The 24,335-nt window shown below is 69.7% G+C and carries 30 protein-coding genes and 1 other RNA gene; 13 read left to right on the top strand and 18 right to left on the bottom strand.

The genetic code is table 11. The features are described from left to right. Nucleotides 1-6: 6 nt before the first annotated feature. The gene (locus tag ATM97_RS09755) at nt 7-768 is read right to left on the bottom strand and encodes an alpha/beta fold hydrolase (protein WP_218717633.1); all 762 of its coding nucleotides are present in this window, start codon (nt 766-768) and stop codon (nt 7-9) included. Nucleotides 769-828: 60 nt separating this feature from the next. On the opposite strand from ATM97_RS09755, the gene ATM97_RS09750 reads away from it, so the two are divergent. Beyond that, nucleotides 829-1,203 (top strand): MerR family transcriptional regulator, encoded by a 375-nt coding sequence (locus ATM97_RS09750; protein WP_218717632.1) that lies wholly within the window; start codon nt 829-831, stop codon nt 1,201-1,203. A gap of 27 nt (nt 1,204-1,230) precedes the next feature. Here ATM97_RS09750 and ftsX read toward each other — a convergent pair whose 3' ends face one another. The 6 genes from ftsX to ATM97_RS09720 all read right to left on the bottom strand — a co-directional run bounded on the left by ftsX (nt 1,231) and on the right by ATM97_RS09720 (nt 6,060). Beyond that, nucleotides 1,231-2,133, bottom strand: a complete 903-nt coding sequence (gene ftsX / locus ATM97_RS09745) for a permease-like cell division protein FtsX (RefSeq protein WP_218717631.1) — start codon at nt 2,131-2,133, stop codon at nt 1,231-1,233. Then, a complete protein-coding gene (ftsE, locus tag ATM97_RS09740; RefSeq protein WP_218717630.1) occupies nt 2,133-2,822 on the bottom strand; it encodes a cell division ATP-binding protein FtsE in 690 nt (229 codons plus the stop codon). The genes ftsX and ftsE overlap by 1 nt, the downstream gene beginning before the upstream one ends. 71 nt (nt 2,823-2,893) lie before the next feature. Then, entirely contained in the window at nt 2,894-3,043 is a 150-nt protein-coding gene (locus ATM97_RS09735; RefSeq protein WP_218717629.1) for a hypothetical protein, read from the bottom strand. Next, nucleotides 3,030-3,887 (bottom strand): mechanosensitive ion channel family protein, encoded by an 858-nt coding sequence (locus tag ATM97_RS09730; RefSeq protein ID WP_218717628.1) that lies wholly within the window; start codon nt 3,885-3,887, stop codon nt 3,030-3,032. The genes ATM97_RS09735 and ATM97_RS09730 overlap by 14 nt, the downstream gene beginning before the upstream one ends. 140 nt (nt 3,888-4,027) lie before the next feature. Further along, entirely contained in the window at nt 4,028-5,146 is a 1,119-nt protein-coding gene (gene prfB, locus ATM97_RS09725; RefSeq protein ID WP_218717627.1) for a peptide chain release factor 2, read from the bottom strand. A gap of 56 nt (nt 5,147-5,202) precedes the next feature. Further along, nucleotides 5,203-6,060 carry a helix-turn-helix transcriptional regulator gene (locus tag ATM97_RS09720; protein ID WP_218717626.1) on the bottom strand — a complete coding sequence of 286 codons (858 nt, stop codon included), beginning with the start codon at nt 6,058-6,060 and terminating at the stop codon, nt 5,203-5,205. A 141-nt stretch (nt 6,061-6,201) separates the two neighbouring features. On the opposite strand from ATM97_RS09720, the gene ATM97_RS09715 reads away from it, so the two are divergent. The 8 genes from ATM97_RS09715 (at nt 6,202) to ATM97_RS09680 (ending at nt 13,367) form a co-directional block, all read left to right on the top strand. Beyond that, nucleotides 6,202-6,792 (top strand): NADPH-dependent FMN reductase, encoded by a 591-nt coding sequence (locus tag ATM97_RS09715; protein WP_218717625.1) that lies wholly within the window; start codon nt 6,202-6,204, stop codon nt 6,790-6,792. Between the two features lie 133 nt (nt 6,793-6,925). Continuing rightward, complete coding sequence (gene hisN / locus ATM97_RS09710; protein WP_218717624.1) at nt 6,926-7,711, top strand: histidinol-phosphatase; 786 nt, start codon at nt 6,926-6,928, stop codon at nt 7,709-7,711. 95 nt (nt 7,712-7,806) lie between these two features. Further along, nucleotides 7,807-9,798, top strand: a complete 1,992-nt coding sequence (recQ, locus tag ATM97_RS09705; RefSeq protein ID WP_218717623.1) for a DNA helicase RecQ — start codon at nt 7,807-7,809, stop codon at nt 9,796-9,798. A 51-nt stretch (nt 9,799-9,849) separates the two neighbouring features. After that, a complete protein-coding gene (locus ATM97_RS09700; protein WP_218717622.1) occupies nt 9,850-10,086 on the top strand; it encodes a hypothetical protein in 237 nt (78 codons plus the stop codon). A 223-nt stretch (nt 10,087-10,309) separates the two neighbouring features. Further along, nucleotides 10,310-10,909: a YdcF family protein gene (locus ATM97_RS09695; RefSeq protein WP_218717621.1), complete on the top strand. Its 600-nt coding sequence runs from the start codon at nt 10,310-10,312 to the stop codon at nt 10,907-10,909. 124 nt (nt 10,910-11,033) lie between these two features. Next, nucleotides 11,034-11,978, top strand: a complete 945-nt coding sequence (locus ATM97_RS09690; protein WP_218717620.1) for an acyl-ACP desaturase — start codon at nt 11,034-11,036, stop codon at nt 11,976-11,978. A 55-nt stretch (nt 11,979-12,033) separates the two neighbouring features. After that, complete coding sequence (gene smpB / locus ATM97_RS09685; protein ID WP_110036321.1) at nt 12,034-12,507, top strand: SsrA-binding protein SmpB; 474 nt, start codon at nt 12,034-12,036, stop codon at nt 12,505-12,507. Beyond that, nucleotides 12,504-13,367: an EamA family transporter gene (locus tag ATM97_RS09680; RefSeq protein ID WP_218717619.1), complete on the top strand. Its 864-nt coding sequence runs from the start codon at nt 12,504-12,506 to the stop codon at nt 13,365-13,367. Before smpB ends, ATM97_RS09680 begins: the two co-directional genes overlap by 4 nt. 5 nt (nt 13,368-13,372) lie before the next feature. Here ATM97_RS09680 and ATM97_RS09675 read toward each other — a convergent pair whose 3' ends face one another. Next, nucleotides 13,373-14,665, bottom strand: a complete 1,293-nt coding sequence (locus ATM97_RS09675) for an ABC transporter substrate-binding protein (protein ID WP_255587475.1) — start codon at nt 14,663-14,665, stop codon at nt 13,373-13,375. Nucleotides 14,666-14,890: 225 nt separating this feature from the next. Here ATM97_RS09675 and ssrA point away from each other — a divergent pair. Beyond that, nucleotides 14,891-15,262: a transfer-messenger RNA gene (gene ssrA / locus ATM97_RS09670) on the top strand. Nucleotides 15,263-15,307: 45 nt separating this feature from the next. Here the strand turns inward: ssrA and ATM97_RS09665 are convergent. The 3 genes from ATM97_RS09665 to ATM97_RS09655 form a co-directional block, all read right to left on the bottom strand. Next, nucleotides 15,308-15,520: a DUF5302 domain-containing protein gene (locus ATM97_RS09665; RefSeq protein WP_218717618.1), complete on the bottom strand. Its 213-nt coding sequence runs from the start codon at nt 15,518-15,520 to the stop codon at nt 15,308-15,310. A gap of 77 nt (nt 15,521-15,597) precedes the next feature. After that, nucleotides 15,598-15,924 carry a hypothetical protein gene (locus tag ATM97_RS09660; RefSeq protein WP_218717617.1) on the bottom strand — a complete coding sequence of 109 codons (327 nt, stop codon included), beginning with the start codon at nt 15,922-15,924 and terminating at the stop codon, nt 15,598-15,600. Further along, on the bottom strand, nt 15,921-17,087 hold the full coding sequence (locus ATM97_RS09655; protein WP_218717616.1) for a serine hydrolase: 1,167 nt from the start codon (nt 17,085-17,087) through the stop codon (nt 15,921-15,923). Before ATM97_RS09655 ends, ATM97_RS09660 begins: the two co-directional genes overlap by 4 nt. Nucleotides 17,088-17,207: 120 nt before the next feature. Here ATM97_RS09655 and ATM97_RS09650 point away from each other — a divergent pair, with 120 nt between their 5' ends. Next, a complete protein-coding gene (locus ATM97_RS09650) occupies nt 17,208-18,095 on the top strand; it encodes a hypothetical protein (RefSeq protein ID WP_218717615.1) in 888 nt (295 codons plus the stop codon). On the opposite strand, the gene ATM97_RS09645 is transcribed toward ATM97_RS09650, so the two are convergent. The 3 genes from ATM97_RS09645 to ATM97_RS09635 form a co-directional block, all read right to left on the bottom strand. After that, the gene (locus ATM97_RS09645; protein ID WP_218717614.1) at nt 18,073-18,912 is read right to left on the bottom strand and encodes a DUF1266 domain-containing protein; all 840 of its coding nucleotides are present in this window, start codon (nt 18,910-18,912) and stop codon (nt 18,073-18,075) included. The genes ATM97_RS09650 and ATM97_RS09645 overlap by 23 nt on opposite strands. Nucleotides 18,913-19,029: 117 nt before the next feature. Then, on the bottom strand, nt 19,030-19,368 hold the full coding sequence (locus ATM97_RS09640; protein ID WP_218717613.1) for a YnfA family protein: 339 nt from the start codon (nt 19,366-19,368) through the stop codon (nt 19,030-19,032). A 17-nt stretch (nt 19,369-19,385) separates the two neighbouring features. Next, nucleotides 19,386-19,841 (bottom strand): DUF4442 domain-containing protein, encoded by a 456-nt coding sequence (locus tag ATM97_RS09635; protein ID WP_218717612.1) that lies wholly within the window; start codon nt 19,839-19,841, stop codon nt 19,386-19,388. 109 nt (nt 19,842-19,950) lie between these two features. On the opposite strand from ATM97_RS09635, the gene ATM97_RS09630 reads away from it, so the two are divergent. Together ATM97_RS09630 and ATM97_RS09625 are read left to right on the top strand one after the other, a co-directional pair. Then, on the top strand, nt 19,951-20,646 hold the full coding sequence (locus tag ATM97_RS09630; RefSeq protein WP_218717611.1) for a DUF6597 domain-containing transcriptional factor: 696 nt from the start codon (nt 19,951-19,953) through the stop codon (nt 20,644-20,646). A 123-nt stretch (nt 20,647-20,769) separates the two neighbouring features. Further along, on the top strand, nt 20,770-21,258 hold the full coding sequence (locus ATM97_RS09625; protein WP_218717610.1) for an NUDIX hydrolase: 489 nt from the start codon (nt 20,770-20,772) through the stop codon (nt 21,256-21,258). On the opposite strand, the gene ATM97_RS09620 is transcribed toward ATM97_RS09625, so the two are convergent. The 4 genes from ATM97_RS09620 to ATM97_RS09605 form a co-directional block, all read right to left on the bottom strand. Further along, the gene (locus ATM97_RS09620) at nt 21,234-21,632 is read right to left on the bottom strand and encodes a VOC family protein (RefSeq protein ID WP_218717609.1); all 399 of its coding nucleotides are present in this window, start codon (nt 21,630-21,632) and stop codon (nt 21,234-21,236) included. The two genes, ATM97_RS09625 and ATM97_RS09620, sit on opposite strands and share 25 nt — an antisense overlap. A gap of 65 nt (nt 21,633-21,697) precedes the next feature. Continuing rightward, nucleotides 21,698-22,111, bottom strand: a complete 414-nt coding sequence (locus ATM97_RS09615; protein ID WP_218717608.1) for a heat-shock protein HtpX — start codon at nt 22,109-22,111, stop codon at nt 21,698-21,700. A gap of 131 nt (nt 22,112-22,242) precedes the next feature. Next, nucleotides 22,243-23,544: a D-arabinono-1,4-lactone oxidase gene (locus ATM97_RS09610; RefSeq protein ID WP_218717607.1), complete on the bottom strand. Its 1,302-nt coding sequence runs from the start codon at nt 23,542-23,544 to the stop codon at nt 22,243-22,245. A gap of 60 nt (nt 23,545-23,604) precedes the next feature. Further along, nucleotides 23,605-24,282 (bottom strand): TetR/AcrR family transcriptional regulator, encoded by a 678-nt coding sequence (locus tag ATM97_RS09605; RefSeq protein ID WP_218717606.1) that lies wholly within the window; start codon nt 24,280-24,282, stop codon nt 23,605-23,607. Nucleotides 24,283-24,335 lie beyond the last annotated feature (53 nt).

The raw sequence follows: 24,335 nt of genomic DNA, 5'->3' as shown, positions 1-24,335 counted from the left end.
CGCGGACTACCGACCGCGTCGCGTCAGGAACTCCAGCAGCACCTTGCGCCATTCGTCGGGCTGCTCGGCCATCACCACATGACCCGCGTCGATCTCGGTGTACTCGGCATCGGGAATCGCGGCCGCCAGGGCGCGGGAATTGGCCGGGTCGACGAGGAGATCGGCGGTGGTGTTCACGATCAGCGTCGGCACGGTGATGCCCGCCAGGTCCGCGGTGGTGTCGACGGTCTCGATGAGCGCGGCCTGCTGCCTGGTCCCGCCCGGGATCGAGGCGGCGGTCTGGGCGACCAGCTCGTCGACCGCGGCCGCGGGCAGCGCGTTGACGAACTCCGGCGAGAACCCGGTCAGCAGGACCAGCCGGGCGAAGCTGTCGGAGGCGTCGCGCGCGAGCAGCTCCTGCCAGGCCCGCACGGCCAGCCGGGCGCGGTTGTCCGGGGCGGCGAACCCGGCGGTGAGGATCAGACCGGTGACCCGCTGCGGATGCCGGGCGGCCGCGCGCACGGCGACGGCGGTGCCGAGGGAGAAACCGATGACGGTGAAGGTCGGCACGCCCGCCTCGACCGCGGCCGCCACCAGTGCGTCGGCGAGGGTATCGAGGTCGAGCGGGGTGTCGTCGTCGGGATAGTCGGAGGCGACCACCGTGTGCTCGGCGGCCAGGTCGGCGAGCACGACGCCGAAGTTGCTCGCGATCGCGCCACCGGCGCCGTGGGCGAGCACGAGACCGGGGCCGGAGCCGTGGACGGTGGTCCGCAGGGGAATCGTTGTCATGCGCCGGAGGTTAGGGATTCACATGGGTGTGAAGGTCAAGGCGAACGTGCGGGCGATCACATGCTGATCGGCGAGCTCGCGCACCGGACCGGGGTCAGCACGCGGCTGCTGCGCTACTACGAGGAGCAGTCGCTGCTGCATCCGCACCGCGACCCGAACGGCTATCGCAGCTATCCGGAATCGGCGGTGGCGGCCGTGGCGAAGATCCGCGAGCTGCTCGCGGCAGGCCTCACCACCGAGGACATCGCTCAGCTGATGCCGTGCGCCGAACCGGACGGACCGGTGCAGGCATGCGAGATGTCGGTACGGATCATGTCCGAGCGCACCGCCGAGCTGGACCGGCGCATCGCCGATCTGGACCGCCAGCGCACCGAACTCACCGCGCAACTCGACGCCTCACTCGGCGTACAGACGCCGCTGGCGGGGACCCGATAACAGGTCCCCGCCGGCGCGGTGTCGGGACTACTCCCTGACGTAGAAGCGCAGGGTGAGATAGGCCGTCACGGCGGCGAACACGATGCCGATCGGGGCGATGGTCAGCGCGACCACGGCGATGTCGTCGCCGGTGATGCGCGGGAACACATTGCTGTCGAACAGCGGGCCCAGCGCGCGGTCGATGACCAGCGGCCGGGCGATGACCAGCCCGAGGATCGCCAGCACCGAGCCGACGAACGCGGCCGCGACCGCCTCCAAGAGGAACGGCAGCTGGGTATACCAGCGGGTCGCGCCGACCAGGCGCATGATGCCGACTTCTGTGCGCCGCGTGTACGCGGCGATCTGCACCATGTTCAGCACCAGCAGCATCGCCGCCAGCGCCATCACCAGCGCCAGACCGAACGCGGCATTGCGCAGGCCGTCGAACAGGCTGACCAGCCGGTCGACGAACTCCTTGTCGTTGGCGACGATCCGCACGCCCGGCCTGGTCGCGAAGCTGTCGTAGATGTGCTGGTACTGATCGGCGTCGGTCATCTTCACCCGCAGCGAGGCGGGCAGCGGTGAGTCGGCGATGTACTGCACCATCTCGGGCTGATCGGCGAACAGCTTCTTGGCCTCCTCGAGCGCGTCGGCGCGGTTGAGGAACTGCACGCTCTCCACGCCGGAGGTGCCCTTCAGATCCGCGAGCAGCGACTTGCACGGGTCGGCGGCGCAGTCCGGGTCGGTGTCGGAGACGGCGTCGTCGAGATAGAACCGCACCTCGAGCCTGCCGATGAAGAAGTTCTCGGTCTTGTCGGCCATCCGCACCGACAGCATGCCGCCGCCGAGCATCATCAGCGAGACCGCGGTGGTCAGGATCATCGCGATGGTCATCGTCAGGTTGCGGCGCAGACCGTCGGCGACCTCGGTGAACAGGAAACTCAGTCGCATTATCGCCCCACCCCGTAGACACCGGTCGCTTCGTCACGCACGAGTCTGCCGTGGTCGAGCTCCACCACCCGCCTGCGCATCGCGTCGACGATGTGGTTGTCGTGGGTGGCCATCAACACGGTCGTGCCGGTGCGGTTGATCCGTTCCAGCAGCGCCATGATGTCGGCGCTGGTGTCGGGGTCGAGGTTGCCGGTGGGCTCGTCGGCGAGCAGCACCAGCGGCCGGTTGACGAACGCGCGCGCGATCGCCACGCGCTGCTGCTCACCACCGGACAGCTCCGAGGGCAGCCGATTGCCCTTGCCGCCGAGCCCGACCATGTCGAGCACCTCGGGCACGGTGCGTTCGATGAACTGACGCCGCTTGCCGATCACCTCGAGCGCGAAGGCCACGTTCTGTTCCACGGTCTTCTGCTGGAGCAGCCGGAAATCCTGGAAGACGCAGCCGATCCGCTGGCGCAACTTGGGTACCTTGCGCCCCGGCAACCGGTCGACCCGGAAATCGGCCACCCGTATCTCGCCCGCGGTCGGCGACTCCTCCTTGAGCAGCAGTCGCATGAAGGTCGACTTCCCCGAACCGGACGGGCCGATGATGAAGACGAATTCGCCCTTGTCCACCTCGACGGAGACGTTGTCCAGCGCCGGCCGCGTCGAGGTCTTGTACGACTTGGTGACGTTGCGCATGGTGATCACGGGGAGCCAGTGTAGCCAGCGACCTCCCCGGTGACCGGGCCCCGACGGCCTCGGCGAGGCGTCGAGCAACCCTATGGCGTCTGATCGACCCAGGTGGGGACGGCGTTGAGGAGCGAGACCGGTCCGGTGCTGGTGGTGTCGGCGGGCTTGACGAACAGATAGACGACGAACGTGGACACCCAGGTGGCCATGAGGATCGCCGTCGACTTACGTGGTTTCACTGATTCCTTCCTTACGCAGGGCGGCCGCGACGCGCACGCGCAGCTCGCGCCCCACCTCGAATTGTTTGCCCGGCAATGTGCGGGCAACCATCCGGATGTTCATCTCGTCGAGCGAGAGATCTTCCACACCCATCACGGACGGTTCGTCGAGCAGCAGCGGCTTGAGGCGGCGGTCCTGGTAGGCCTTGGTGCACACCTCGTGCAGGATTTCGTTGATCTTGGTGATGTCGGCCTGCGCCGACACCGGCACGTCGATCGCGGCGCGTGCCCAGTCCTTGGACAGGTTGGTCACCTTCACGATCTGCCCGTTGGGGACGGTGATGACCTCGCCGTCGGAGTTGCGCAGCGTGGTGATGCGCAACGTCACGTCCTCCACGGTGCCCTCGGCCGCGTCGGCCGATCCGGTGACCGCGATCCGCACCACGTCACCGAAACCGTACTGACGCTCGGTGATCAGGAAGAACCCGGCCAGGATGTCCTGGACGATCCGCTGCGCGCCGAAACCCAGCGCCGCGCCGAGCACCGCCGCCGGCGCCACCAGACCCGTCACCGCGAAGCCGAGCCTGCGCAGCACCTCCATGCCGACCAGCACGTAGACGATGGTCAGCACCACCCAGGTGATCACCTGGGCCAGGGCGTGCCGGTGCTTGGCGGCCTCGGTGCGGACCAGCGCGTCGCTCGAGTGGAAGCCCGCGTCGATCTTGGTGGTCACCCGGTCGCGCACGAACGCCGCGAACCGGCCGAACAGCATCGCGCCGACCACCAGCAGGACGATCTCGAGCCCGCTGGACCGCAGCCACGCGGTGATCTCCGGTGCCGTGTTGATCGCCAGGACGCCGCTCATCGCCTCGCCCCGGCCGAGAGTCGACGGGGCTTGCGCTGGCACAGTTCCGGTTCGCTCGAACACACACCCGAAAGGTTACAGCGGGGTCACGGTGCCCGGTCAAACGCGAACAGCGTCACACCGGCCGAGCGAACAGGTGGCTACGCGTCGGCCTGTTCCCGCATGCGCCAACGGATTCCGGATTCGATGAAGCCGTCGATGTCGCCGTCGAGCACCGCCGAGGGGTTGTTCACCTCATAGTTGGTGCGCAGGTCCTTGACCATCTGGTACGGGTGCAGCACGTAGGAACGCATCTGGTTGCCCCACGAGGCGCCCTCGTTGGTCTTGAGCGCGTCCATCTGCGCGCGCTCCTCCTGGCGCTTGCGCTCGAGCAGCTTGGCCTGCAGCACGCGCATGGCCGAGATCTTGTTCTGCAGCTGCGACTTCTCGTTCTGACAGGTCACCACGATGCCGGTGGGGATGTGGGTCAGGCGCACCGCGGAGTCGGTGGTGTTGACGCTCTGCCCACCCGGGCCCGAGGAGCGGTACACGTCGACGCGGACCTCGCCCTCGGGGATCTCGATGTGGTCGGTGGTCTCGACCACCGGCAGCACCTCGACCTCGGCGAAGGAGGTCTGGCGACGGCCCTGGTTGTCGAACGGGCTGATCCGGACGAGCCGGTGCGTGCCCATCTCCACCGAGAGGGTGCCGTAGGCGTAGGGCGACTTCACCGCGAAGGTGGCGCTCTTGATGCCCGCCTCCTCGGCGTAGGAGGTGTCGTAGACCTCGACGACGTACTTGTGCCGCTCGGCCCAGCGGATGTACATGCGCATCAGCATCTGCGCCCAGTCCGCGGCGTCGACGCCACCGGCGCCGGAACGGATGTTGACCAGCGCGTCGCGCTTGTCGTACTCGCCCGAGAGCAGGGTGCGCACTTCCATCGCCTCGATGTCGACCCGCAGCGCGGCGCGCTCGTTGTCGGCGTCGGCGGTGGCTTCCTCGGCCGCGGCGCCCTCCTCGGACTCGGCCAGTTCGTAGAGCACCGGCAGGTCTTCGAGGCGCTGACGCAGTTCCTCCACGCGGCGCAGCTCGCTCTGGGCGTGCGACAGCTCGCTGGTCACCTGCTGGGCGTGGTCCTGGTTGTTCCACAGCTCGGGATCGGCCGCCTGGTGCTCGAGCTCGTCGATACGACGGCGTAGCTCCTCGACATCGAGGACCGACTCGACCGTCTTGAGCGTGGTGTCGAGGTCGGCGAGGTCGGCGATAACGTCAGGATGCACGATTCCCAAGGTTACCGGTCGGCTCCGACACGGTGAAACACGCGCACCCGCGCGGGTCAGCTCGCGATGGCGCGCAGGCCGCCGGGACGTCGCCCGAGCAGTCGATCCAGTGCCGTCGCGCTGGCCTCGTCGGCGGGCAGCAGGACATACAGCGACTGGTCGTCGTCGATGGACAGATCCAGCGATTCGTAGGCCAGCCGCAGCGTGCCCGCCTCGGGATGACTGATCCGGTTGATCCCGCCCGAGGGCGGCAGTCCCGGCAGCGCGGCCAGCCGGTCGGTGAACGGGGCGCCCGCGGTCACGGTCAGCTCGTCGACCAGCGCCGCCACCATCGGGTCGGCGCGGAACGGGCCCTGCTTGAGCGAGGCGACGAGCTTGTCGGCGGCCTCGTCCCAGTCCGGATACAGCTCGCGCGCGCCGGGATGGGTGAAGACGAACCGCGCGACATTGGCCGGTTCGCCCTGCTCGAACAGGCCGCTGGGCGCCATCAGCGTGCGGTAGCCGGCGGTGCAGGCCAGCACTTCGGTGAACCGGTTGGTGATCGCGGCGGGCGCAGGCTCGAGCTGGTCGAGGATCGCGCGGATCGTCGGCCGGACCGTGCGGTTCGGGCCGTTCTCGGCGGCGCCGCAGCTGAAACCGGACATGCCCTTGGTGAGCTGGTGCAGGTGCACCCGTTCGCGCGGGCTCAGCCGCAGCGTCTCGGCCAGCGCGGACAGCACCGGCGGCGAGGGGTGCCGGTCGCGACCCTGCTCGAGCCGGATCAGGTACTCCACGCTGACCCCCGCCAGCATCGCGACCTCCGCGCGGCGCAGCCCCGGCGTGCGCCTGCGCGGCCCGGCGGGCAGCCCGACCTCGGCGGGTGTGACGGCCTCGCGGCGGGTCCGCAGGAACAGACCGAGTTCGTTGTCGCTCACCCGATCGACGGTACCCACCGGCGCGGCCCGGAGAGTGGCCGTGCCACTACCACTCTCAGCGTGGTCTCCCTGACAGCGTCGCGAACGGCGACGGTGGACACACCGGCCGATCTGGCCGGGCAGACGACAGAGGAGAACACGGTGTCCACACAGCCACTGAAGCTCGCGATCATCATCGGCAGCGTCCGCGAGGGCCGGTTCGGGCCGGTGGTCGCGCGCTGGTTCGCCCAGCAGGTCGACGACCGCTTCGACGTCGACATCATCGACCTGGCCGAGGCCGAGTTGCCCGCCGCGCTGCCGCCGGTGCCGCCCGCGGTGGACCCCGACATGCCGCGTCCGGCGGGAATGGCCGAGTTCACCGAACGGCTGGCCGCCGCCGACGCCTATGTCGTCGTCACGCCCGACTACAACCGCAGCTACCCGGCCGCGCTGAAGTCGGCCATCGACTGGCACTACACCCAGTGGGACGCCAAGACGATCGGCTTCGTCGGCTACAGCGGTGGCTCCGGCGGACTGCTGGCGATCGAGCACCTGCGCCAGGTGTTCAACGAGCTCAACGCCCACACCGTGCGCAACTACGTCTCCTTCCCGCGCTACTACCTGCTCTTCGACGAGGACGGGCGGCTGCGGGAGCCGCAGGAGTTCGAGGCCGCGGCGCAGGCGCTGCTCGACCAGGTGCACTGGTGGGCGAGCGCTCTGGTCGCGGCGCGGGCGGCGCAGGTCGCGGCCTGAGCGTGTGCTCGGCCCGGCGGTGAGGCCGCGCTGCGCACCCGGCGGCCACCGTGAGCACGCGTGCTTCCGGCCGAGCGGCACGTCCGCGGGCCGCGGCGTCGGGAGCCGCCGCGCACCCAAATACACTGGCTGTGTGGCTGCCTACTCCGCTGACCTGGACCTTGCCCTCCGACTGGCCGACGAGGCCGACGCGATCTCGCGGGTGCGTTTCGGCGCCGTCGATCTGAAGGTCGACTCGAAGCCGGACCTGACGCCGGTCTCGGATGCCGACCTGGCGGTCGAGCAGGTCATCCGGCGCGTGCTCGCCGCCGAACGCCCCGACGACGCCGTGCTCGGCGAGGAATTCGGCGGCGACGCGGAGTTCACCGGCAGGCAGTGGGTGGTCGACCCGATCGACGGCACCAAGAACTTCGTCCGTGGCGTGCCGGTCTGGGCCAGCCTGATCGCGCTGCTCGTCGACGGTGTGCCGGTGGTCGGCGTGGTCAGCGCGCCCGCGCTGGGCAGGCGCTGGTGGGCGGCCGCGGGCTCGGGCGCGTGGGCGCAGGTGCACCCCGGCGCGCCGAAGCCGATCACCGTGTCGGCGGTGGGCGCTCTCGACTCGGCCAGTCTGGCCTTCTCCAGCCTGTCGGGCTGGCACGAGCGCGGGCTTCGGGAGCGATTCATCGATCTCACCGACGCGGTCTGGCGGGTTCGCGGCTACGGCGATTTCTTCAACTACTGCCTGGTCGCCGAGGGTGCGGTCGACATCGCCGCCGAGCCGGAGGTGTCGCTGTGGGACCTGGCCGCGCTCGACATCCTGGTCCGTGAGGCAGGTGGCGCGTTCACCTCCCTGGACGGCCGATCCGGTCCGCACGGCGGCGACGCGGTGGCCAGCAACGGCCTGCTCCAGGACGAGGTCCTCGCCCGTTTGCGCGGCTGATCGGGGTTATCCACAGGTGAGCGGGGGCCGGTGAACCACGTCGTCGGGCCCGGCGGACGGGCTGCGGTGCCGGCCCTCGCTCGTAGGATGGCCCGGTGAGCAATTCCGGCGCCACGGCCCCCGATGTCGACGACTTCCCGCCCGACGACTTCCCGCCCGACGACGCGTACCCGTCCGACGGTGGCTATGTCTCCGAGCACGATTTCGACGACACCGGCGGCTTCCACTTCGACGACCTCGCTCCGGCCACGCCCGGCCGCGCGGCGGCCCCCGCTCGCCCGGAGACCGCCGAGGAGGTCCTGCGCCGGGTCTTCGGCTACGACGCCTTCCGCGGCGACCAGGCCGCCATCGTCGAGCAGGTCGTCGGCGGCGGTGACGCGCTGGTCCTGATGCCGACCGGTGGCGGTAAATCGCTGTGCTACCAGGTGCCGTCGCTGGTGCGCCCCGGCGTCGGCGTGGTCGTCTCCCCGCTGATCGCGCTCATGCAGGACCAGGTCGACGCGCTCAGCGCGCTCGGCGTGCGGGCCGGGTTCCTCAACTCCACCCAGTCCCCGGATCAGCGGCGCACGGTGGAGGCGCAGTTCGTCGCCGGTGATCTCGACCTGCTCTATCTCGCGCCCGAACGCTTGCGCCTGGAGTCCACGCTGCGGCTGCTCGACCGCGGCACGGTGGCGCTGTTCGCGATCGACGAGGCGCACTGCGTGTCGCAGTGGGGCCACGACTTCCGGCCCGACTATCTCGCGCTGTCGCTGCTGCACGAGCGCTGGCCCGATGTCCCGCGCATCGCGCTCACCGCGACCGCCACCGAGAAGACCCGCGCCGAGATCGTCGAGCGGCTCGACCTGGGCGCGGCGAAGCAGTTCGTCTCCAGCTTCGACCGCCCCAACATCCAGTACCGGATCGAGTCGAAGAACCGCCCCGACCGGCAGCTGCTCGACTTCATCCGCGCCGAGCACGCCGGCGACGCGGGCATCGTCTACTGCCTGTCGCGCAATTCGGTGGAGAAGACCGCCGCGATGCTCAACGAGAACGGCGTGCGCGCGGTGCCCTATCACGCGGGCCTGGACAACCGGACCCGCGCCGAGAACCAGGCCAGGTTCCTGCGGGAGGACGGCCTGATCGTGGTGGCCACCATCGCCTTCGGCATGGGCATCGACAAGCCCGACGTGCGGTTCGTCGCCCATCTGGACCTGCCCAAGTCGGTGGAGGGCTACTACCAGGAGACCGGTCGCGCCGGCCGCGACGGCCAGCCGTCGACCGCGTGGATGGTCTACGGCCTCGCCGATGTCGTTCAGCAGCGCAAGATGATCGACTCGAGCGAAGGCGACGCCGCGCACCGCAGACAGCTGCAACTGCATCTGGACGCCATGCTCGCGCTGTGCGAGACAGTGGGCTGCCGTCGCGTGCAGCTGCTGAACTATTTCGGGCAGCCCGGCCAACCCTGCGGCAACTGCGATGTGTGCCTGAACCCGCCGGAGACCTGGGACGGCACGGTCCCGGCACAGAAGCTGCTCTCCACGGTGCTGCGGCTCGAGCGGGAACGCGGACAGGCCTTCGGCGCGGGCCACCTGATCGACATCCTGCTGGGCAAGACGAATCCGAAGATCACCCAGCACCGGCACAACGAGCTGTCGGTGTTCGGGATCGGCACCGACCTGCGCGACACCGAATGGCGGGGCGTGACGCGGCAGTTGCTCGCCGGCGGACTGCTCGCGGTGCGGGGGGAGTATGGCGTGCTCACCCTCACCGACGCCAGCAACGAGGTGCTGTTCGAGGGTAAGAAGGTGCCGATGCGCCGCGAGCCCGAACGCGCCGCCCGGCCCGCGCGCAGCGCGAAATCGGCCAAGGCGGCCGTCGATCTGCCCGCGACCGATCTGCCGCTGTTCGAGCGGCTGCGGGCCTGGCGCGCGGCCACCGCCAAGGAGCAGGGCGTGCCCGCCTACGTGGTCTTCCACGACGCGACACTGCGCGAAATCGTTGCGCGCAAACCGGGTTCGCTCGCCGAACTCGGTACCGTCGGCGGCGTCGGCGAGAACAAACTGGCCCGCTACGGCGAGGGGGTGCTGGCCGCGCTCGCCGAACAGTGAGCGGAAAAGGAACGCGCGACGAACCGGGGTGGCGCGCGATACTGTCGAGCCATGGCGAACGGTGAAGGCTCCGACAGCGACTCGTCGGGCGGCACGAGCTCGGGCGGCGCCGACGCTCCGCTGCCGCCGCTGCCGCACCGGCACATCGACCCGGTCGTCGCGCCGAGCCTGCTCGGCGGTCACCAGCCGGTGGTCCACCGGGGCAGGCCGCGCTGGTCGACCGTCGCGCTGCTCCTCCTCTTCGCCTCGGCGCTGGCGCTCTATCTGGCCCTGCGCCCCGGCGGCTGACCTCTCATCCACGCGCCCGCCCACGGCGTTTCGGTACCCGAGCGGTTCCGGAATGTTTGCGATGCTGCGGACCAGTGGATGACGCCGAGCGCTGTGACCTGTGGTAGCCGCAGGTCATAGCCCTGCCTGCGGCCCGCTTCCCGGCGCACTGTAGGCCTCCTCGACCGATCGCGGCGATCGGTCCCGGCCCGAGGAGGCGACGGGAACGGTGTGGGTGACCTGGGTGACGCGAGGGGTGTGCGCGGTCCTGACCGCGACCGGAATCGTCTGTGCGGCAGCACCATCGGGCAGCGCGGAGCCCTCGTCGCCGATCGGCGTGCGAGACCTGCCCCGCCTTCTGACGCCGTCGCTGCCCGGCACCTACGGCGAGGACACCGCCGTGGTGATCCTGGGCTACGGCCTGACGCCAGAGGGCACCGTGCGCCCGGAACTGGTCCGGCGGTTACGGGCCGGCCTCGTGCAGGCGGTGTTCGCGCCGTGGTCGCCGATCATCGTTACGGGCGGCAATCCACGGGCCGGGCTGAGCGAGGCGGACGCGATGGCCGATTGGCTGGTGGCGGCGGGCATCGACCCGGCGCGGATCCTGCGTGAGCCGCAGGCCGATTCGACCGTGGCCAATGCCCGCTTCACGGCGGCGCTGATGGCCGAGCACCAGCTGCGCGCCGCGGTGCTGGTGACCTCGGGTGACCACCTCGACCGGGCCAGGGCCGCCTTCGACGCCGCGGGCGTGCTGGTCGTCGGCGAGCTGACCCCCGACCGCACCCCGTGGCCCGCCCTGCCCCTGCGTATCGATCAGTTCGGTCCGGCACTACCGCCCGCCTAGCCCGGACGGTCGGTTCCTGTGAGCGAACACAGTGTTTCGTCATGTGACCGCCGCGGACGCGTCCACACAGCATGGTGGGCGCAGGGGGTCCGCCTTTCCCGCCCGCCAACTCCGAGGTGACATCTTGACGCTCCAGCTCTCCGACAGCGACATCCTGGCCGAGCTCGAACCGACCGCCGAAGCGAACCTGAACGACCACTTGGCCAAGGCCAAGGACTGGCACCCGCACGACTACGTGCCGTGGGACGAGGGCCGCAACTTCGCCGCGATGGGTGGGATCGACTGGGACCCGGAGCAGTCGCGACTCAGCGAGGTGGCCAAGGCGGCCATGATCACCAACCTGCTCACCGAGGACAACCTGCCCTCCTACCACCGCGAGCTCGCCGACACCTTCGGCTTCGACAACGCCTGGGGCACCTGGGTCGGGCGCTGGACCGCCGAGGAGAACCGCCACGGCATCGTCATGCGCGACTACCTGGTGGTGACCCGCGCGGTCGACCCGGTCGCGCTCGAGGAAGCCAGGATGGCGCACATGACCGCCGGCATCGCCAAGCCGGAGAAGGGTTCGCAGTTCCTCAAGGGCGTCGCCTACGTCACCTTTCAGGAACTGGCGACCAGGATCAGCCACCGCAACACCGGCAGGCTGTGCGACGACCCGATCGCCGACCGCATGCTCGCGCGCATCGCGACCGACGAGAACCTGCACATGATCTTCTACCGCAAGCTGTGCGCGGCCGCCCTCGACCTCACCCCCGACGCGACGATGCGCGCCATCACCGACGTCGTCGTGCGCTTCCAGATGCCCGGCCTCAACCAGCCGAACTTCCGTCGCAACGCGGTCATGCTGGCCAAGCACGGCGTCTACGACCTGCGCCAGCACCTCGACGTCGTGCTCGAGCCGGTGCTGCGCACCTGGAAGGTCTTCGACCGCACCGATCTCGGCGACGAGGGCGAACGCGCCCGCGACGAGCTGCACGCCTACCTGCTCGACCTCGAGGCCAAGGCGACCCGATTCGAGGAACAACGCGACCGAGCCCTGGCCCGCGCCCTCGAGCGCGCGGCGAGCTGAGGGTGGGACGGACCTTGGAATAAACGGCTGGCGCGGTCACTTAGAGTTGACCGTTATGAAGGAAAAGGGCAGGAAGGTCATCGCGACCAACCGCCGGGCGCGGCACAACTACACGATCCTCGACACCTATGAGGCGGGGATCGCGCTGGTCGGCACCGAAGTCAAGAGCTTGCGCGAAGGCAAGGCGTCTCTCGTCGACGCCTTCGCGACCGTCGACAACGGCGAGGTCTGGCTGCGCGGCCTGCACATTCCGGAGTTCAGCCACGGCACGTGGACCAACCATTCGCCGCGGCGCACCCGCAAGCTGCTGCTGCACAAGCGCGAGATCGAGCACCTGGTCGGCAAGTCCAGGGAGGGCAACCAGACGCTGGTGCCGCTGTCGATGTACTTCTCCGACGGCAAGGTGAAGGTCGAGCTCGCGCTCGCCAAGGGCAAGCAGGACTACGACAAGCGTCAGGACCTCGCCCGCAGGCAGGCCGAGCGTGAGGTCACGCGCGAGATCGGTCGGCGGGTCAAAGGCATGCGTTGATCTCCGTCCTGCTCGCCCTCGTGGCGGCGGCGGGGTACGGAGTCAGCGATTTCTTCGGCGGGATCGCCGCCCGGCGGGTCACCGCGTTGCGGGTGGTCGTCGTGTCCTACCCGTGGTCGGTGCTGCTGGTCCTGCTGATCGCGCCGCTGGTCGGTGGGCACGCGGACGCGGCATCGATGCTGTGGGGCCTGGCCGCGGGCGTGGCCAGCGGACTGGCGGTGTGGTGGTTCTACGCCGCGCTCGCCGACGGTCCGATGTCGGTGGTGTCGCCGGTGACCGCGGTGCTGGTCGCCGGCATCCCGGTGATCGCCGGGTTCTTCCTCGGCGAGCGACCGGGGCCCGCCGCGATCGCGGGAATCGCGCTCGCGCTGGTCGCGGTGGTGCTGGTCAGCCGGGAAGCGCCGGACGAGACGACCGAGGAGATCATCGGCGGCCGGGAACTGCGTTTCACCCGTCGGGTCGCGCTGCTCACCGTCGGCTCGGGCGCCGCGTTCGGCTTCGCGTTCTTCTTCCTGCACGAGACCAGCGCGAGCGCCGGGCTGTGGCCATTGCTCGGTCAGCGCGCCGCCGCGACGGCCGTCGTGTGGACCTCCGCGCTGGCCGCGGGCCAGTTCCGCGGCCTGCGCGGGGAACCCTTGCGGCTGGCGCTGGCGGTCGGCGTCCTCGATGTGATCGCCAACGCGGCGCTGCTGTACGCCTTCCACGGGTCGCTGCTGTCGGTGGTCAGCGTGATCGGCTCGCTGTATCCGGCCGCGACCGTGCTGCTGGCGATGGTGCTGCTCGGCGAACGGATCAGCGGGACGCAGAAGGTGGGCATGGTGCTCGCGCTCGCGGCGGTCGCCATGATCGCCGCGAGCTGAGGCCACTACAGCCGGGTGCAGGGCTCGTGCAGGTCCAGCTTGCCCAGGGTCTCGCCCTGATAGCCGACCTCGATCGCCCTGGCGCCCATCGGCGCGGCCTTGTCCGGTTCGAACACCGAGGTCCACTCACCGCTCAGATCGGGTTGGACCGCGCCCGCCGGATGGATGACGACCATGCCCTCGCCATCGGGGCGCAGGTCCTCGATCGTGCGGCGCAACCCGGCCCGGGTCAGCTCGCCCTCTTCGGCCGCGGCGATGAGCAGGGCCTTGAGCGGATAGGAGATCGCCCAGCCCAGCGAGTAGCCGAAGTTCGCCGGTGCGCGATCGACGGCGGCGCGGGCGTGCCGGGCGCCGACGCTGTCGCCGTTCCAGCTGTCGACCGGGGTCGTGTAGTTGTAGAGCGCCGTCAGCGCGGGGGCCGCGGCGGTCTGCAACAGCGCGGCGTTCCAGGTCGGCAGCGAGCCGAGGAAGCGGCCGGTGTAGCCCGACTTCACCAGCTTGCCGACGATCTCCGCGGTCTCGGCGGGACCGGTGGCCAGCAGGACCAGGTCGGGATCGGCGGCCAGGACCTCCTCGACCGGTCCGTCCTGGTTGCCGACTTCGCCGTTGGGGCCGGTGTCGACCCGGTCGGCGATGGTGGCACCGTTGGCGACCGCCCACTTCAGCGCGCCGCTGGCGTAGTCGCCGCCGTAATTGCCGCGGTAGGCGACGATGGCGATATTGCGCGGGGCGTAGTGGGTGCGGGTGAACCAGTCCAGGCCGGTCACCGCCTCCGTGCAGTAGGAATAGCCCGCGCTGAGCACCAGATTGCGGTCGGCGCTGCGATAGTTCCAGCCCGACCACTGGGTGGCCGCCACGCTGACCATGTCGTCGGTGTCCATCTGATTGAGCATCGCGATGGTCTGGGCGGTGCCGAAGCTCATCGCCAACGCGAGCACGTGCGGCTCGATCTCGGCGTAGGCGGTGCGATGCGTGCGTGGGTCGAGGGAGGTATTGCGGGCGTTGGTGGTGATGTCGATGTCGTAGCCGCCGATGCCGCCCGCCTGGTTCACCTGGTTCCAGAACGCCAGCTGGCCCTCGTTCATCGACGAGCCGAGGGCGGAGAACGGGCCGTTCGCCAGGTCCGACAGGACGCCGAGATAGATGCACCCGCGGTCCTTGTGCGTCGATCCGGGACACGGTGCGCTGGTGACTCCCGGCCCGGCGGTCGAATCGCCGGCGGAGCACGCCGCGGCGAGGAGGAGGCCGGCCACGACGGGCACGGCGGCCGACCGGCGCAGCCGGCTGGTGAATGCCATGAGGTAACTCCTTGTTCCAGCCGCACACGGGATCTCGCGCGTCCCGGTCCAGCCGATCGAGAACAGTACCCCGGTCGACCGGCGCATCTCCCCGGATCGGCGGTGCGAATAAGTGTGGTTCGCTGACGAGTCACATCGGCGACACCGCGCGCTGGCAGAAATATCGGGAAGATTCCCGGCGACGGCAGTGTTAACATGACTAGCCCGCACGGTGCGGGCACGTACGGGGCTGAACGGTTTCGACTGCGTACGTTGATTCAGGGGAAGCGTGTCGGTGCAGGCAAGAGACCACCGTAAGCGTCGTTGCAACCAATTAAGCGCCGATTCCAATCAGCGCGAGTACGCCCTCGCTGCCTAAGTAGCAGGTCGTCTCTGTCAGACCGGGTTCGTCCCTCGACCCGGACCCTGGCATCAGCTAGAGGGAATTACCGTTCGGCTCGGTCGCGGAGTCGGACGGGACATCCAACAGCGACTGGGATCGTCATCCGGGCTTGTTCGCGAGACTCGGAGATCCGAGCAGAGACCTAGCGAACTGCACACGGAGAAGCCCTGAAGACGCGGCGGAGGACCCGGGTTCGATTCCCGGCAGCTCCACTCGAGGCCCCTCACCTGGAATCCAGGTGAGGGGCTTTGTCGTATCGGCTAGCCGCCCGCGCGGCGGCGGAAGGTGCGCTTGCCACCTGCCGCGGACTGGGTGCCGCGGACCTTGGCGGCGTTGTGCGCGGCCCCGCCGACGCCGGCCTTTCCGTTCTTTCGCTCGAGTGCTTCGCGGAACTTCCGCTTGGTCGCATCTTCCTGCGACTCGGTTGCTTCGCCACCGGAGTGTTCGGTGGCGGGTTCTAGTTCGTCGGCCATCAGCACAGCCTGCCACCTCCGGGTGATCTTCGAATCCCCGGCCGCGCAACGCCCGCCGTTCCTCGGTGGGACTCGGCTCATTCTTCGATGTAGCCGGTCGATGGGTCGACCTGGTCGAGGAAAGTGCGGATGGACCGGCGGTGCTCCTCGATCGTCGGGAACCGGATCGGCTCGGCACTCGGCCGATAGCCGTCGGGCGGGTGGGTGGACCGCGGTGCGAAGCCGTCGAATCCGTAGCCGGGGTTAGGGCCGGAGTCCCAGGCATAACCCGAGCGACCGTCCGGCGAGATCGTGACAGTGAAGATCTCGTCGTCGATGTTCAGAGTGAACGGCCCGTCCGCCGGTGTGGGACGGTGATCGCCCCGAGGTTCGTCCGGATCGGTGGCTGAGCGCGAGGTGGTCATCCGGGAATCGCGGGTGGGCGGTCGGGGACGAGGTGGGTGGCCAGTGCGGCGCCGATGGGGATGGCGTTGTTGGTGGCGGGGGAGGTGGGGCCGTGGGTGGTGTAGACGATGATCGTGGTCTGGGTCTTGGTGTCGTGGAGGGCGATGCCGTCGTAGCCGCCGTAGGCGGGGTTCATGTAGAGCCAGTCGGCGAGGTGGACCACGCCGAAGGCGAAGTACTTCTCGGGGGTGAACGGGCCGAGGCCCGCGGTGGAGGGGCCCATCATCTGCTGGAACTGGTCGGGGGTGAGGCGTTCGCCGGTGGCCAGGGCGCGGACCCAGCGGCCGATGTCGGCGACGGGGGCGTTCATGTTGCCGCTGTGCAGGAAGGCGGTCGGGTTCCAGAAGGTGGAGTCCTCGAAGCCGTTTCGTTCGTTGGTGTACCCGTGCAGGTACGGCTCGTCGATCGCGGGATTCAACACGACCTTGCTGTTGTGCATGCCGAGCGGGATGAGGATGTGCTCGGCGATCAACTCGCCCAGGGGTTTGCCGGTCGCGTTCTGCAAGACCTCGCCGAGGGCGACGAGATCACTGTGCGCGTAGCCGAAGTCGGTGCCGGGCTCGAACAGCGGTGGACGGGCGTTGGCGCGTTCGAACAGCTGAGTCGCGGTCCACTCGCGGATCGGGTTCTCGGCGAAGATCTTCAGGAACTCCGGATCGGTCACGTAGTCGGCGATGCCGGAGGTGCTGTCGGCGAGCATGCGCGGGGTGATCTTGTCCGCGCGGGGGAAATCGGGCAGCCAGCGGGCGATCGGTTCGTCCATTTTCAGCACGCCGTCGCCGTCGAGGCGCCACAGCACGGTCGACAGCATCGGCTCCATCGGCTGGCCGACGCGCACTTTCATGTCGGGGGTCGCGGGGACGCCCAGCGGTGAGCCGCCGAACGCGCCGAGCGCGAGCTGTTCCTCACCCCGCCAGACGCCGTAGACGGCGGAACTGACACCGAGTTCGGTCACCTTGCCGCGCACGATATCGGTGATCGCCGTGGTCTCGGGACTGTCCGGCGGCGCGGTCGACGACCCGGAATCGCTGTCGGACCCGCACGCCGCGGCGGCCAGGACGAGCAGGAACGCGAGCACCGCGGACGCTCCGCGGTGCCCCCGATACCGGGGTGACACGCTCATGACGGCGATCCCTTCGTGGAAGAAAACTCACCCGAGCAGCGCAGTCGAATCTACGCCGCCCCCTTCCGCCGCGACAGCCCATCGGTAGGATCCTGCGAGGCGGGGCGGGCCAGGAGGGATGTGGCTGTGATCGAGGTGTGGGGTGCGCGCGTCGCGGTGCGATACGCGGACGGCAGGCTGGTGACGACACCGCTGCGGGCCGACAACGAGGCCGCGCTCGATGTCGGCGTGGCCGAGCTGGCTCGGATCGCGCTCGCGACGACCGACGACGAGCAGTTGGCGATGCTGCTGTTCTTCCGGTCGTCGGAGTTTCGCGTCAACGGGTCGGCGACCGACCGGCATCCGGTGCCGGTGTTCCTCGAGACCGGGCTACGCGAGCAGGCGCAGGTGCTGATCAGGGCGGTCGAACGCGATCTGATCAGTTTGCGCCGGGTGTTCCCGCCGCGCCCGAATCTCGTGCCGCCGCGCCCGGTTCCCGGCCCGAACGGTCCGCGGCGCCCGGACGTCTCGGCCGCGGCGGGCCGAATGCGCTTCGCGGGCAACTCGGTCCGCGAGATCGACATCCTGCACGGCTGCGCACGCCCCGACGAATACGTGCTCGAACTGGCTCAGGCGGGGCACGAGGGTGCGCCGGGACTGGTCGCGATCACCACGCTGCGGTTGCTGTTCGTCTCGGCGTGGGCGATCTACGAGTTCCCGGTCGCCGTGCTCACCGGCGCCGAGGTGCGCACCGTGCCGGGACAGGTGGTGACGCTGCGCGTGTCGGGCGCGGGCAGCGACCTGGACTTCCTGGATTGGGAGCCCGAGGATTTCGGCCGGGTGGCCGAGGCGCTGCGGCTGGCCTGCGAGATCGAGCACGTCGACGGGTCGATCTCGCCGTCGCTGCCGTCCTCGGCCGATCTGTTCGGTGAATGGCAGCTGCTGGTGGAGCGGCGCAAGCTGGGGATGGTCGCCGACGATCCGTTCCGGCGTCAGGCCGTGGGCATCATGCTGGCGATGCCGGGCTGAACACCGGCGCGCCCCGGTGCAGGGCCACCCGCCGCCACGGGCTCGACGGGCGCAGGTGCAGTCCGGCGATCATCCGCCGGCGTTCGGCGATCTGGGTCCTGGCGGCCGAGAGATCCTGCGCGGCGGCCCAGAAGATGGCGCCGGTGAGGAAACCGTCGCCGAACTGACGCCAGTTGCGGTAGTGCTGCCGGGCGCGATCCAGGCCGGTCAGCATGTGTTCCCAGGCCTCGTCCTCGGTGAGATACCCGGCGGTGCAGGCGGCGCGGGCGATGAAGACCAGCCGCGCCAGGTCCCAGGCGGTGGCGTCGGTCTGCAGCGGCGTCGGCAGGCTCTCGGTGATGCCGAGTTTGATGGCCTGCAGCCAGGCGTCGTAGTCGCGGTCGATGCCGGCGGGGCCGCGGTAGCCGCGGAAACCCGAGAGCGTGTGCAGGAATTCGCGATGTTCGTCGGCCAGGCCCGCGCGGTCGACCCGGCCGGCCTCGGTGGCCGCGGCCACCGCCAGCGGGTGGACCAGCTCGAACAGCGGCGCGTGCATGCCGGCGAGCAGCCTGCGGATGGTGTCGCGCGCGTCGTCGGCGTTGTCGACGCCCCACGATTCGTGCAGGCCCTCGATCGCGGTCTCGCGCCGGGTCGAGGTGCTGTCGTCCTCCTCGGGCAGGAACGCGACGCCGTCGCAGTACGCGCCCCAGCTGCGCCCGTAGTAGGCGCCGACGGCGAGTGCTCTGATCCGGTCGTCGTCGATCGCCGCGCCCGACCAGACGTCGGGTTCGTCGTCGATGTCGGGGCCGGGAAAGCCCGCGACGCGCGGCCGCTGCACTGATCCTGCCGGTTGCATGGAGCCACCCCTCCGCCGAGCCGAAACGTTGTGCCGCCAGATCTTACGACCGATTCCGCGCCGGGCGGCAGTCAGGCCTGGTCGGCCGCGGGGACACGCCTAGCTCGCCGCGCGCGGCACGTACATGATGATGGCGACCCCGACCAGGCAGACCAGCGCGCCGAGGACATCCCAGCGGTCGGGCCGGAACCCGTCCAGCGCCATCGCCCACAGCAGCGATCCCGCGACGAACACTCCGCCGTAGGCCGCCAGGATGCGGCCGAAGTGGGCGTCGGGTTGCAGGGTCGCGACGAAGCCGTACAAGCCGAGCGCCAGCACGCCCGCGCCGATCCATGCCACGCCCCGGTGCTCGCGCACACCCTGCCAGATCAGCCAGGCGCCGCCGATCTCGGCGACGGCGGCCAGCAGGAACAGCAGGACAGAGCGCAGCACGGTCATGCCGCGACCCTACGAGTTCAGCGCCCGAAGGCTCGCAGCTGGTAGAGCCCGCGTGAGGTGGCGACCGTGGTGCCCGCGGCATCGGTGACGACGGCCTCGAGCACGAAATCGGCCTTGCCGTTGGCCGCGGCCTCGGCGCTGACGCGCGCGATCTCGTCCTCGCTCAGGGTGGCCTCCGCGCGCAGATCGCTGCGGGCCATCGCCCGGAACGAGATGTCGAACGACTTCACCAGCGGATAGAACGCCGAGGTGTCGAAACTGCCCGCGGTGATCGCACCGCCGAGCACCTCGGCGACGGTGAACTGTACCCCCGCGTAGATGGCGCCGAAGTGATTGCCGTTGCCCTCGCTCGGCACGGTGGTGACGGCGTAACCGCGCCGCACCTCGAGCGCCCGGACGCCCATGGTCGCGGCCACGGGCACGGCCACCTCGATGGCGCTGTTGACGGTGTCGACCAAGTCGTCTGCGGGCATGGGCCGCGTCCTTTCGCGAAACGGGACCTCACTGTCCCGACGCCGTCAGGGTATCGACGGCGGGCGCGCGGCGGAGCGGTTCGTCGGTGGCCGGGGTTACCGTCGAAGCGTGACGGAGTACCGGGAACGCGCCGCGCGGCTGGATCGGGCCGTGGTCTGGACGCGCGCGGTGACCGCCCCGAGCGGCCCGGTCACGGTGTTCCCCGACGGCTGCATGGACCTGATCTGGACCGAGGGCACGCTGATGGTGGCCGGTCCGGACAGTCGCGCCGTCCACGTGCCCACCGCCAGGGCCGCGGAGTTCGTCGGTATCCGGTTCGCGCCGGGTATCGCGCCCGCGCTGCTCGGCACTCCCGCCGTCGAACTGCTCGATCGACGGGTCGACCTGGCCGAGCTGTTCCCCGGCCGCCGGGTCCGCACCCTGGTCGACCGGGTGGACAACGCGCCCGACCGCGTTGCGGCCTTGGAATCGATCGCGTTGCGATTCGCCGCCGAGACGGCACCGCCCGATCCGGCGCTCGCCGGGATCGTCGACTCCATCGCCGCGGGCGCGTCGGTGGCGCGGACGGCGGCCGCGGCGGGGATGTCCGCGCGTTTGCTGCACCGGCGCTCACTGGCCGCTTTCGGCTACGGACCCAAGACGCTGGCCCGTATTCTGCGGTTCCAGCGGGCGCTGGCGGCGGTGCGCGCTGGTGTTCCGGCGGCCGAGACCGCCGCGATCACCGGGTTCGCCGACCAGGCGCATCTGTCCCGGGAGGTCCGTGACCTGGCCGGATGTTCAGTTCGCGCGCTGCAGGCGGGGTGATCGCGCCGTCCGCGCCCGGAAAGTCTCATTCGGCAAGGTCGTACCGGCGAGTTACGCTCAGAGGGCACGCCCCGTCGTATGTGCCAGGCAAGTCCGAACCACCGACGAGAGGATGTGAACCCGATGATCGACGTATCCGTGTACTCCACGCTCCGTATCGAGGCCGAAAGAGACGAAGTCCGTCGACTTGTCGTCGGAGCGGTCGTCGTCCGCCACAACCGGGTGCTCATCCTCCGCCGCCGACGATCGGATTCGCTGAGTGGTCGCTGGGAACTGCCGAGTGGGGTCGTGGAGCCGGGGGAGTCGCTCGACGACGCGGTGGCGCGCGAGGTCTTCGAGGAGACCGGTCTCGAGGTCACCGGGATCAGTGACTACCTGGGCGAATTCGACTATCTGTCCGGTGGTGGCGCGCGCACCCGCCAGTTCACCTTCGTCGTCGATGTCGCCGCGACCGGGCCGGTGACGCTCGCCGACCACGACACCCACCTGTGGACCAGGCTGACCGGCGAACCACCGGTCAGCGACGAGGTCCGCGAGATCCTGGGCCGCTATCAGCAGCGTCGGCGCGACCCGGGCGGCTGGTCGGCCTATTCGCTGGGCAACGGGGCGTAGAGGTCGATGCCCTGGCCGTCGGGGTCGGCGAGCGTGGCGTAGCGCTGGCCCCAGACGGCGTCCCACGGCGCGAGTTCACCGTGGTAGCCGGCGTCGACGAGTTCGGCCCAGAGCTTGTCGACCTCGGCCGGGGCGGCGCAGCGGAACGCGATGCCGCTGCGGCCGGAGCCGGTCGGCGGTTGCCAGCCGGGAGTGAACGAGGCGATCACCTGTTCGGTGTCCAATGCCAGCCGCAGGCCATTACCGACGTGGGCCTCGGCGTGGACCTCGGACTCGGCGCCCTCGGGGAACACGAGCCCCAGTTTGCGGTAGAAGGCCACCGAGGCGGCCATATCGGAGACGACGATCGAGACGACATCGAGCTGAGGAGTCATGTCCGCAGCGTAGACACGGTCGTGGGGAGTCGTCTTGAACGAATCGGACGTCGCCGCCGACGATCTCAGCGGGCAGGCACCGGCACCAGTTCGGCGATGAGATTGCCGATCAGGATCCGCAGGTGGTCGCGGATACTGCGGACCACCTCGATCGGCTGCCCGGCCGGATCGGCGAGCACCCAGTCCCGGTAGCTGATCCCCGGGAAGTACGGACACACCTCGCCGCAGCCCATGGTGACCACCACGTCGGACAGGCCGACGGCGTCGTCGGTGAGGGGCTTGGGCCGTTCCCCGGCGATGTCGATGCCGATCTCGGCCATCACCGCGACGGCGGCGGGGTTCAGCGCCGCCGCCGGGTCGCTGCCCGCGGTCCGGACGTCGATCCGGTCGCCCGCCATCGCCCGTAGGAAACCTGCCGCCATCTGCGATCTACCCGCATTGTGGACGCAGACGAACAACACGCTGGGAGTGTGGGCCATGGTCGCCCTTTCGGCGCAGGGGCGAAGTGCTTGTGGCGCTTCGGGTATCGCCGACCATCATTCCATCCGTCACGGTGGGTGTGGGGCCGACCGGCGACACTGTTGTCCGGCGGATGTCCGCCTCGGCCGCGTCAGCTCAGCGGGCCGAGCACCCGGTTCACGTAGTCGTTGGCGAACACGCCGGTGGGATCGAACCGGCGGCGCACCTCGGCGAACCGGTCCCATTCGGGGTAGCGGGTGCGCAGCGTCTCGGCGGTCTGGAAGTGCCGCTTACCCCAGTGCGGCCTGCCCTGGTACCGGTCGAACACCGCTTCGCACGCGCGGAAATACGGTTCCCACACCATGCCCTCGTACTGGTGCACGGCGATGTAGCAGGTCTCGCGTCCGCCCGCGGGGGACAGCAGCGCGTCGTCGGGGGCCACCCAGCGCACCTCGATCGGCATCGGGGTGCCGAATCGCTTGGTCACGTCGAGGATCTCGCCGATCGCGGCCCGCGCGTGCTCGCGCGGGATGGCGTATTCCATCTCGTTGAACTTCACCAGGCGCGGGGTCGCGAAGACGCGGTAGGACCGGTCGATCTTGCGATTGTTGCTGCCCGCCTTGGTCGCGAGCCGGTGGATCGCCGGGACTGTGGCTGGGACCCGTCTGCCCAGTTTGCACATGGTGTCGTACAGATGATTCGAGAGCAGGACGTCGTTGAGCCAGGCGCCCGCCTTGCCGCGCGGCTGCTCGGGCTCGACGCTGCGGTTGCTCGACTTGGTCATCGCCACGTCGGCGTGCGCGAAGGCGAAGAACTCGAAATGATCGCTGCCGTCGGCGAATTCGTCGAGATTCGCGAGCACGTCGGCGATCGGGACCGGTCGCTCGACGAGGTCGAGCACGAACGACGGCTCCAGCTGCAGGGTGACCGCGGTGACGATGCCGAGCGCGCCGATGCTGACCCGCGCCGCGCGCCAGCCGTCGGGATCGGTCTCCTCGGCGAGCTCGACCGTGGTGCCGTCGGCGCGCAGGATCTGCACCGAGTGCAGCGCGGCGGAGATATTCCGCAGCTTGGCGCCGGTGCCGTGGGTACCGGTGGCGGTCGCGCCCGCGATGGTCTGGGTGTCGATATCGCCCAGGTTGGGGAAGGCCAGGCCGTGCGAGTGCAGCAGCGGGCTCGCCGTGTGCAGGGTCAGGCCCGCTTCGACCCGGACGCGGCCGGTGGCGGTGTCGACGTCGAGCACGCGGTCCAGGCCGCCGAGATCGATCAGGGTGCCGTCGGTGAGCACGGCATCGGTGAACGAATGGCCCGATCCCGCGACGCGCACGGTCCGGCCCGCGGCGGCGGACGCGGTGACGATCTCGGCCAGTTCCTCGACGTCGCGTGGTGCGGCGACGACGGCGGGTGAGCAGCGCTGCTCGCCCGCCCAGTTCACCCAGGTGCTCTTGGTCATGTGTCCAACTGTAGAGGATGGACTGTGACGCGCGCTACTCGTCGCGGGAAGAAGTACTGCTCAGCGGCGTCGGCCGAGGCAGCCGGCCGCCTTTGCGCGCTCGACCTCGTCATCGGTCAGCGGGGGCACGAGCAGCGGCCTGCGCGGTACCGCGTCGGTGCGCACACCATTGAGGGTGATCGCCATATAGCGCTGCCACACTTCGGAATTCACCGGGCCGGCGAACTCGGCGAAGGCGTTCACCATGTGGATCAGCGCGAAGAAATCGGTGGTGGTGACGTCGGGGTGCACGGCACCCGCGTCGCGGGCGCGATCGATGATCGCGGTGACCGAGGGGCGGATCCGGTCGCGCAGTTCGGCGAAGCGGGCCGGGTCCTCCTCGAGTTCGAGCATCACCTCGCCGAAGCCGCGGTTGGTCGCCAGGTGCCGGCAGGCGTCCTCGAAGAACTCCACCAGGCCCAGCCATGGATCGGGGTTGTTCATCGCCGCGTCGGCGGCGTCGGCGAAGTCGACCATGTGCTGGTCGAAGACCTCGGCGATCAGTTCCTTCTTGTTCGCGAAGCGCCGGTAGACGGTGCCGACGCCGACGCCGGCGCGCTCGGCGACGTCGTCGAGGGTGATCTCCAGGCCGTGATCGGCGAATAGTTCACGCGCGGCCGCGACGATGCGCGCCTGATTGCGGGCGGCGTCGGCACGCAGTCGGCGGGGCGGTGAGGCGGTCGTGGTGGCGTGATTCACAGGTACATCCTACCAATCGACGGGATTAAGCGGAGGTGGTTTCTCCGTTAATC

The organism is Nocardia sp. MH4, from assembly GCF_019266065.1.
Taxonomy (GTDB): domain Bacteria; phylum Actinomycetota; class Actinomycetes; order Mycobacteriales; family Mycobacteriaceae; genus Nocardia; species Nocardia canadensis.
The sequence above is the reverse complement of the archived record's forward strand: the minus strand, read 5'-3'. Positions and strand labels throughout refer to the sequence as shown.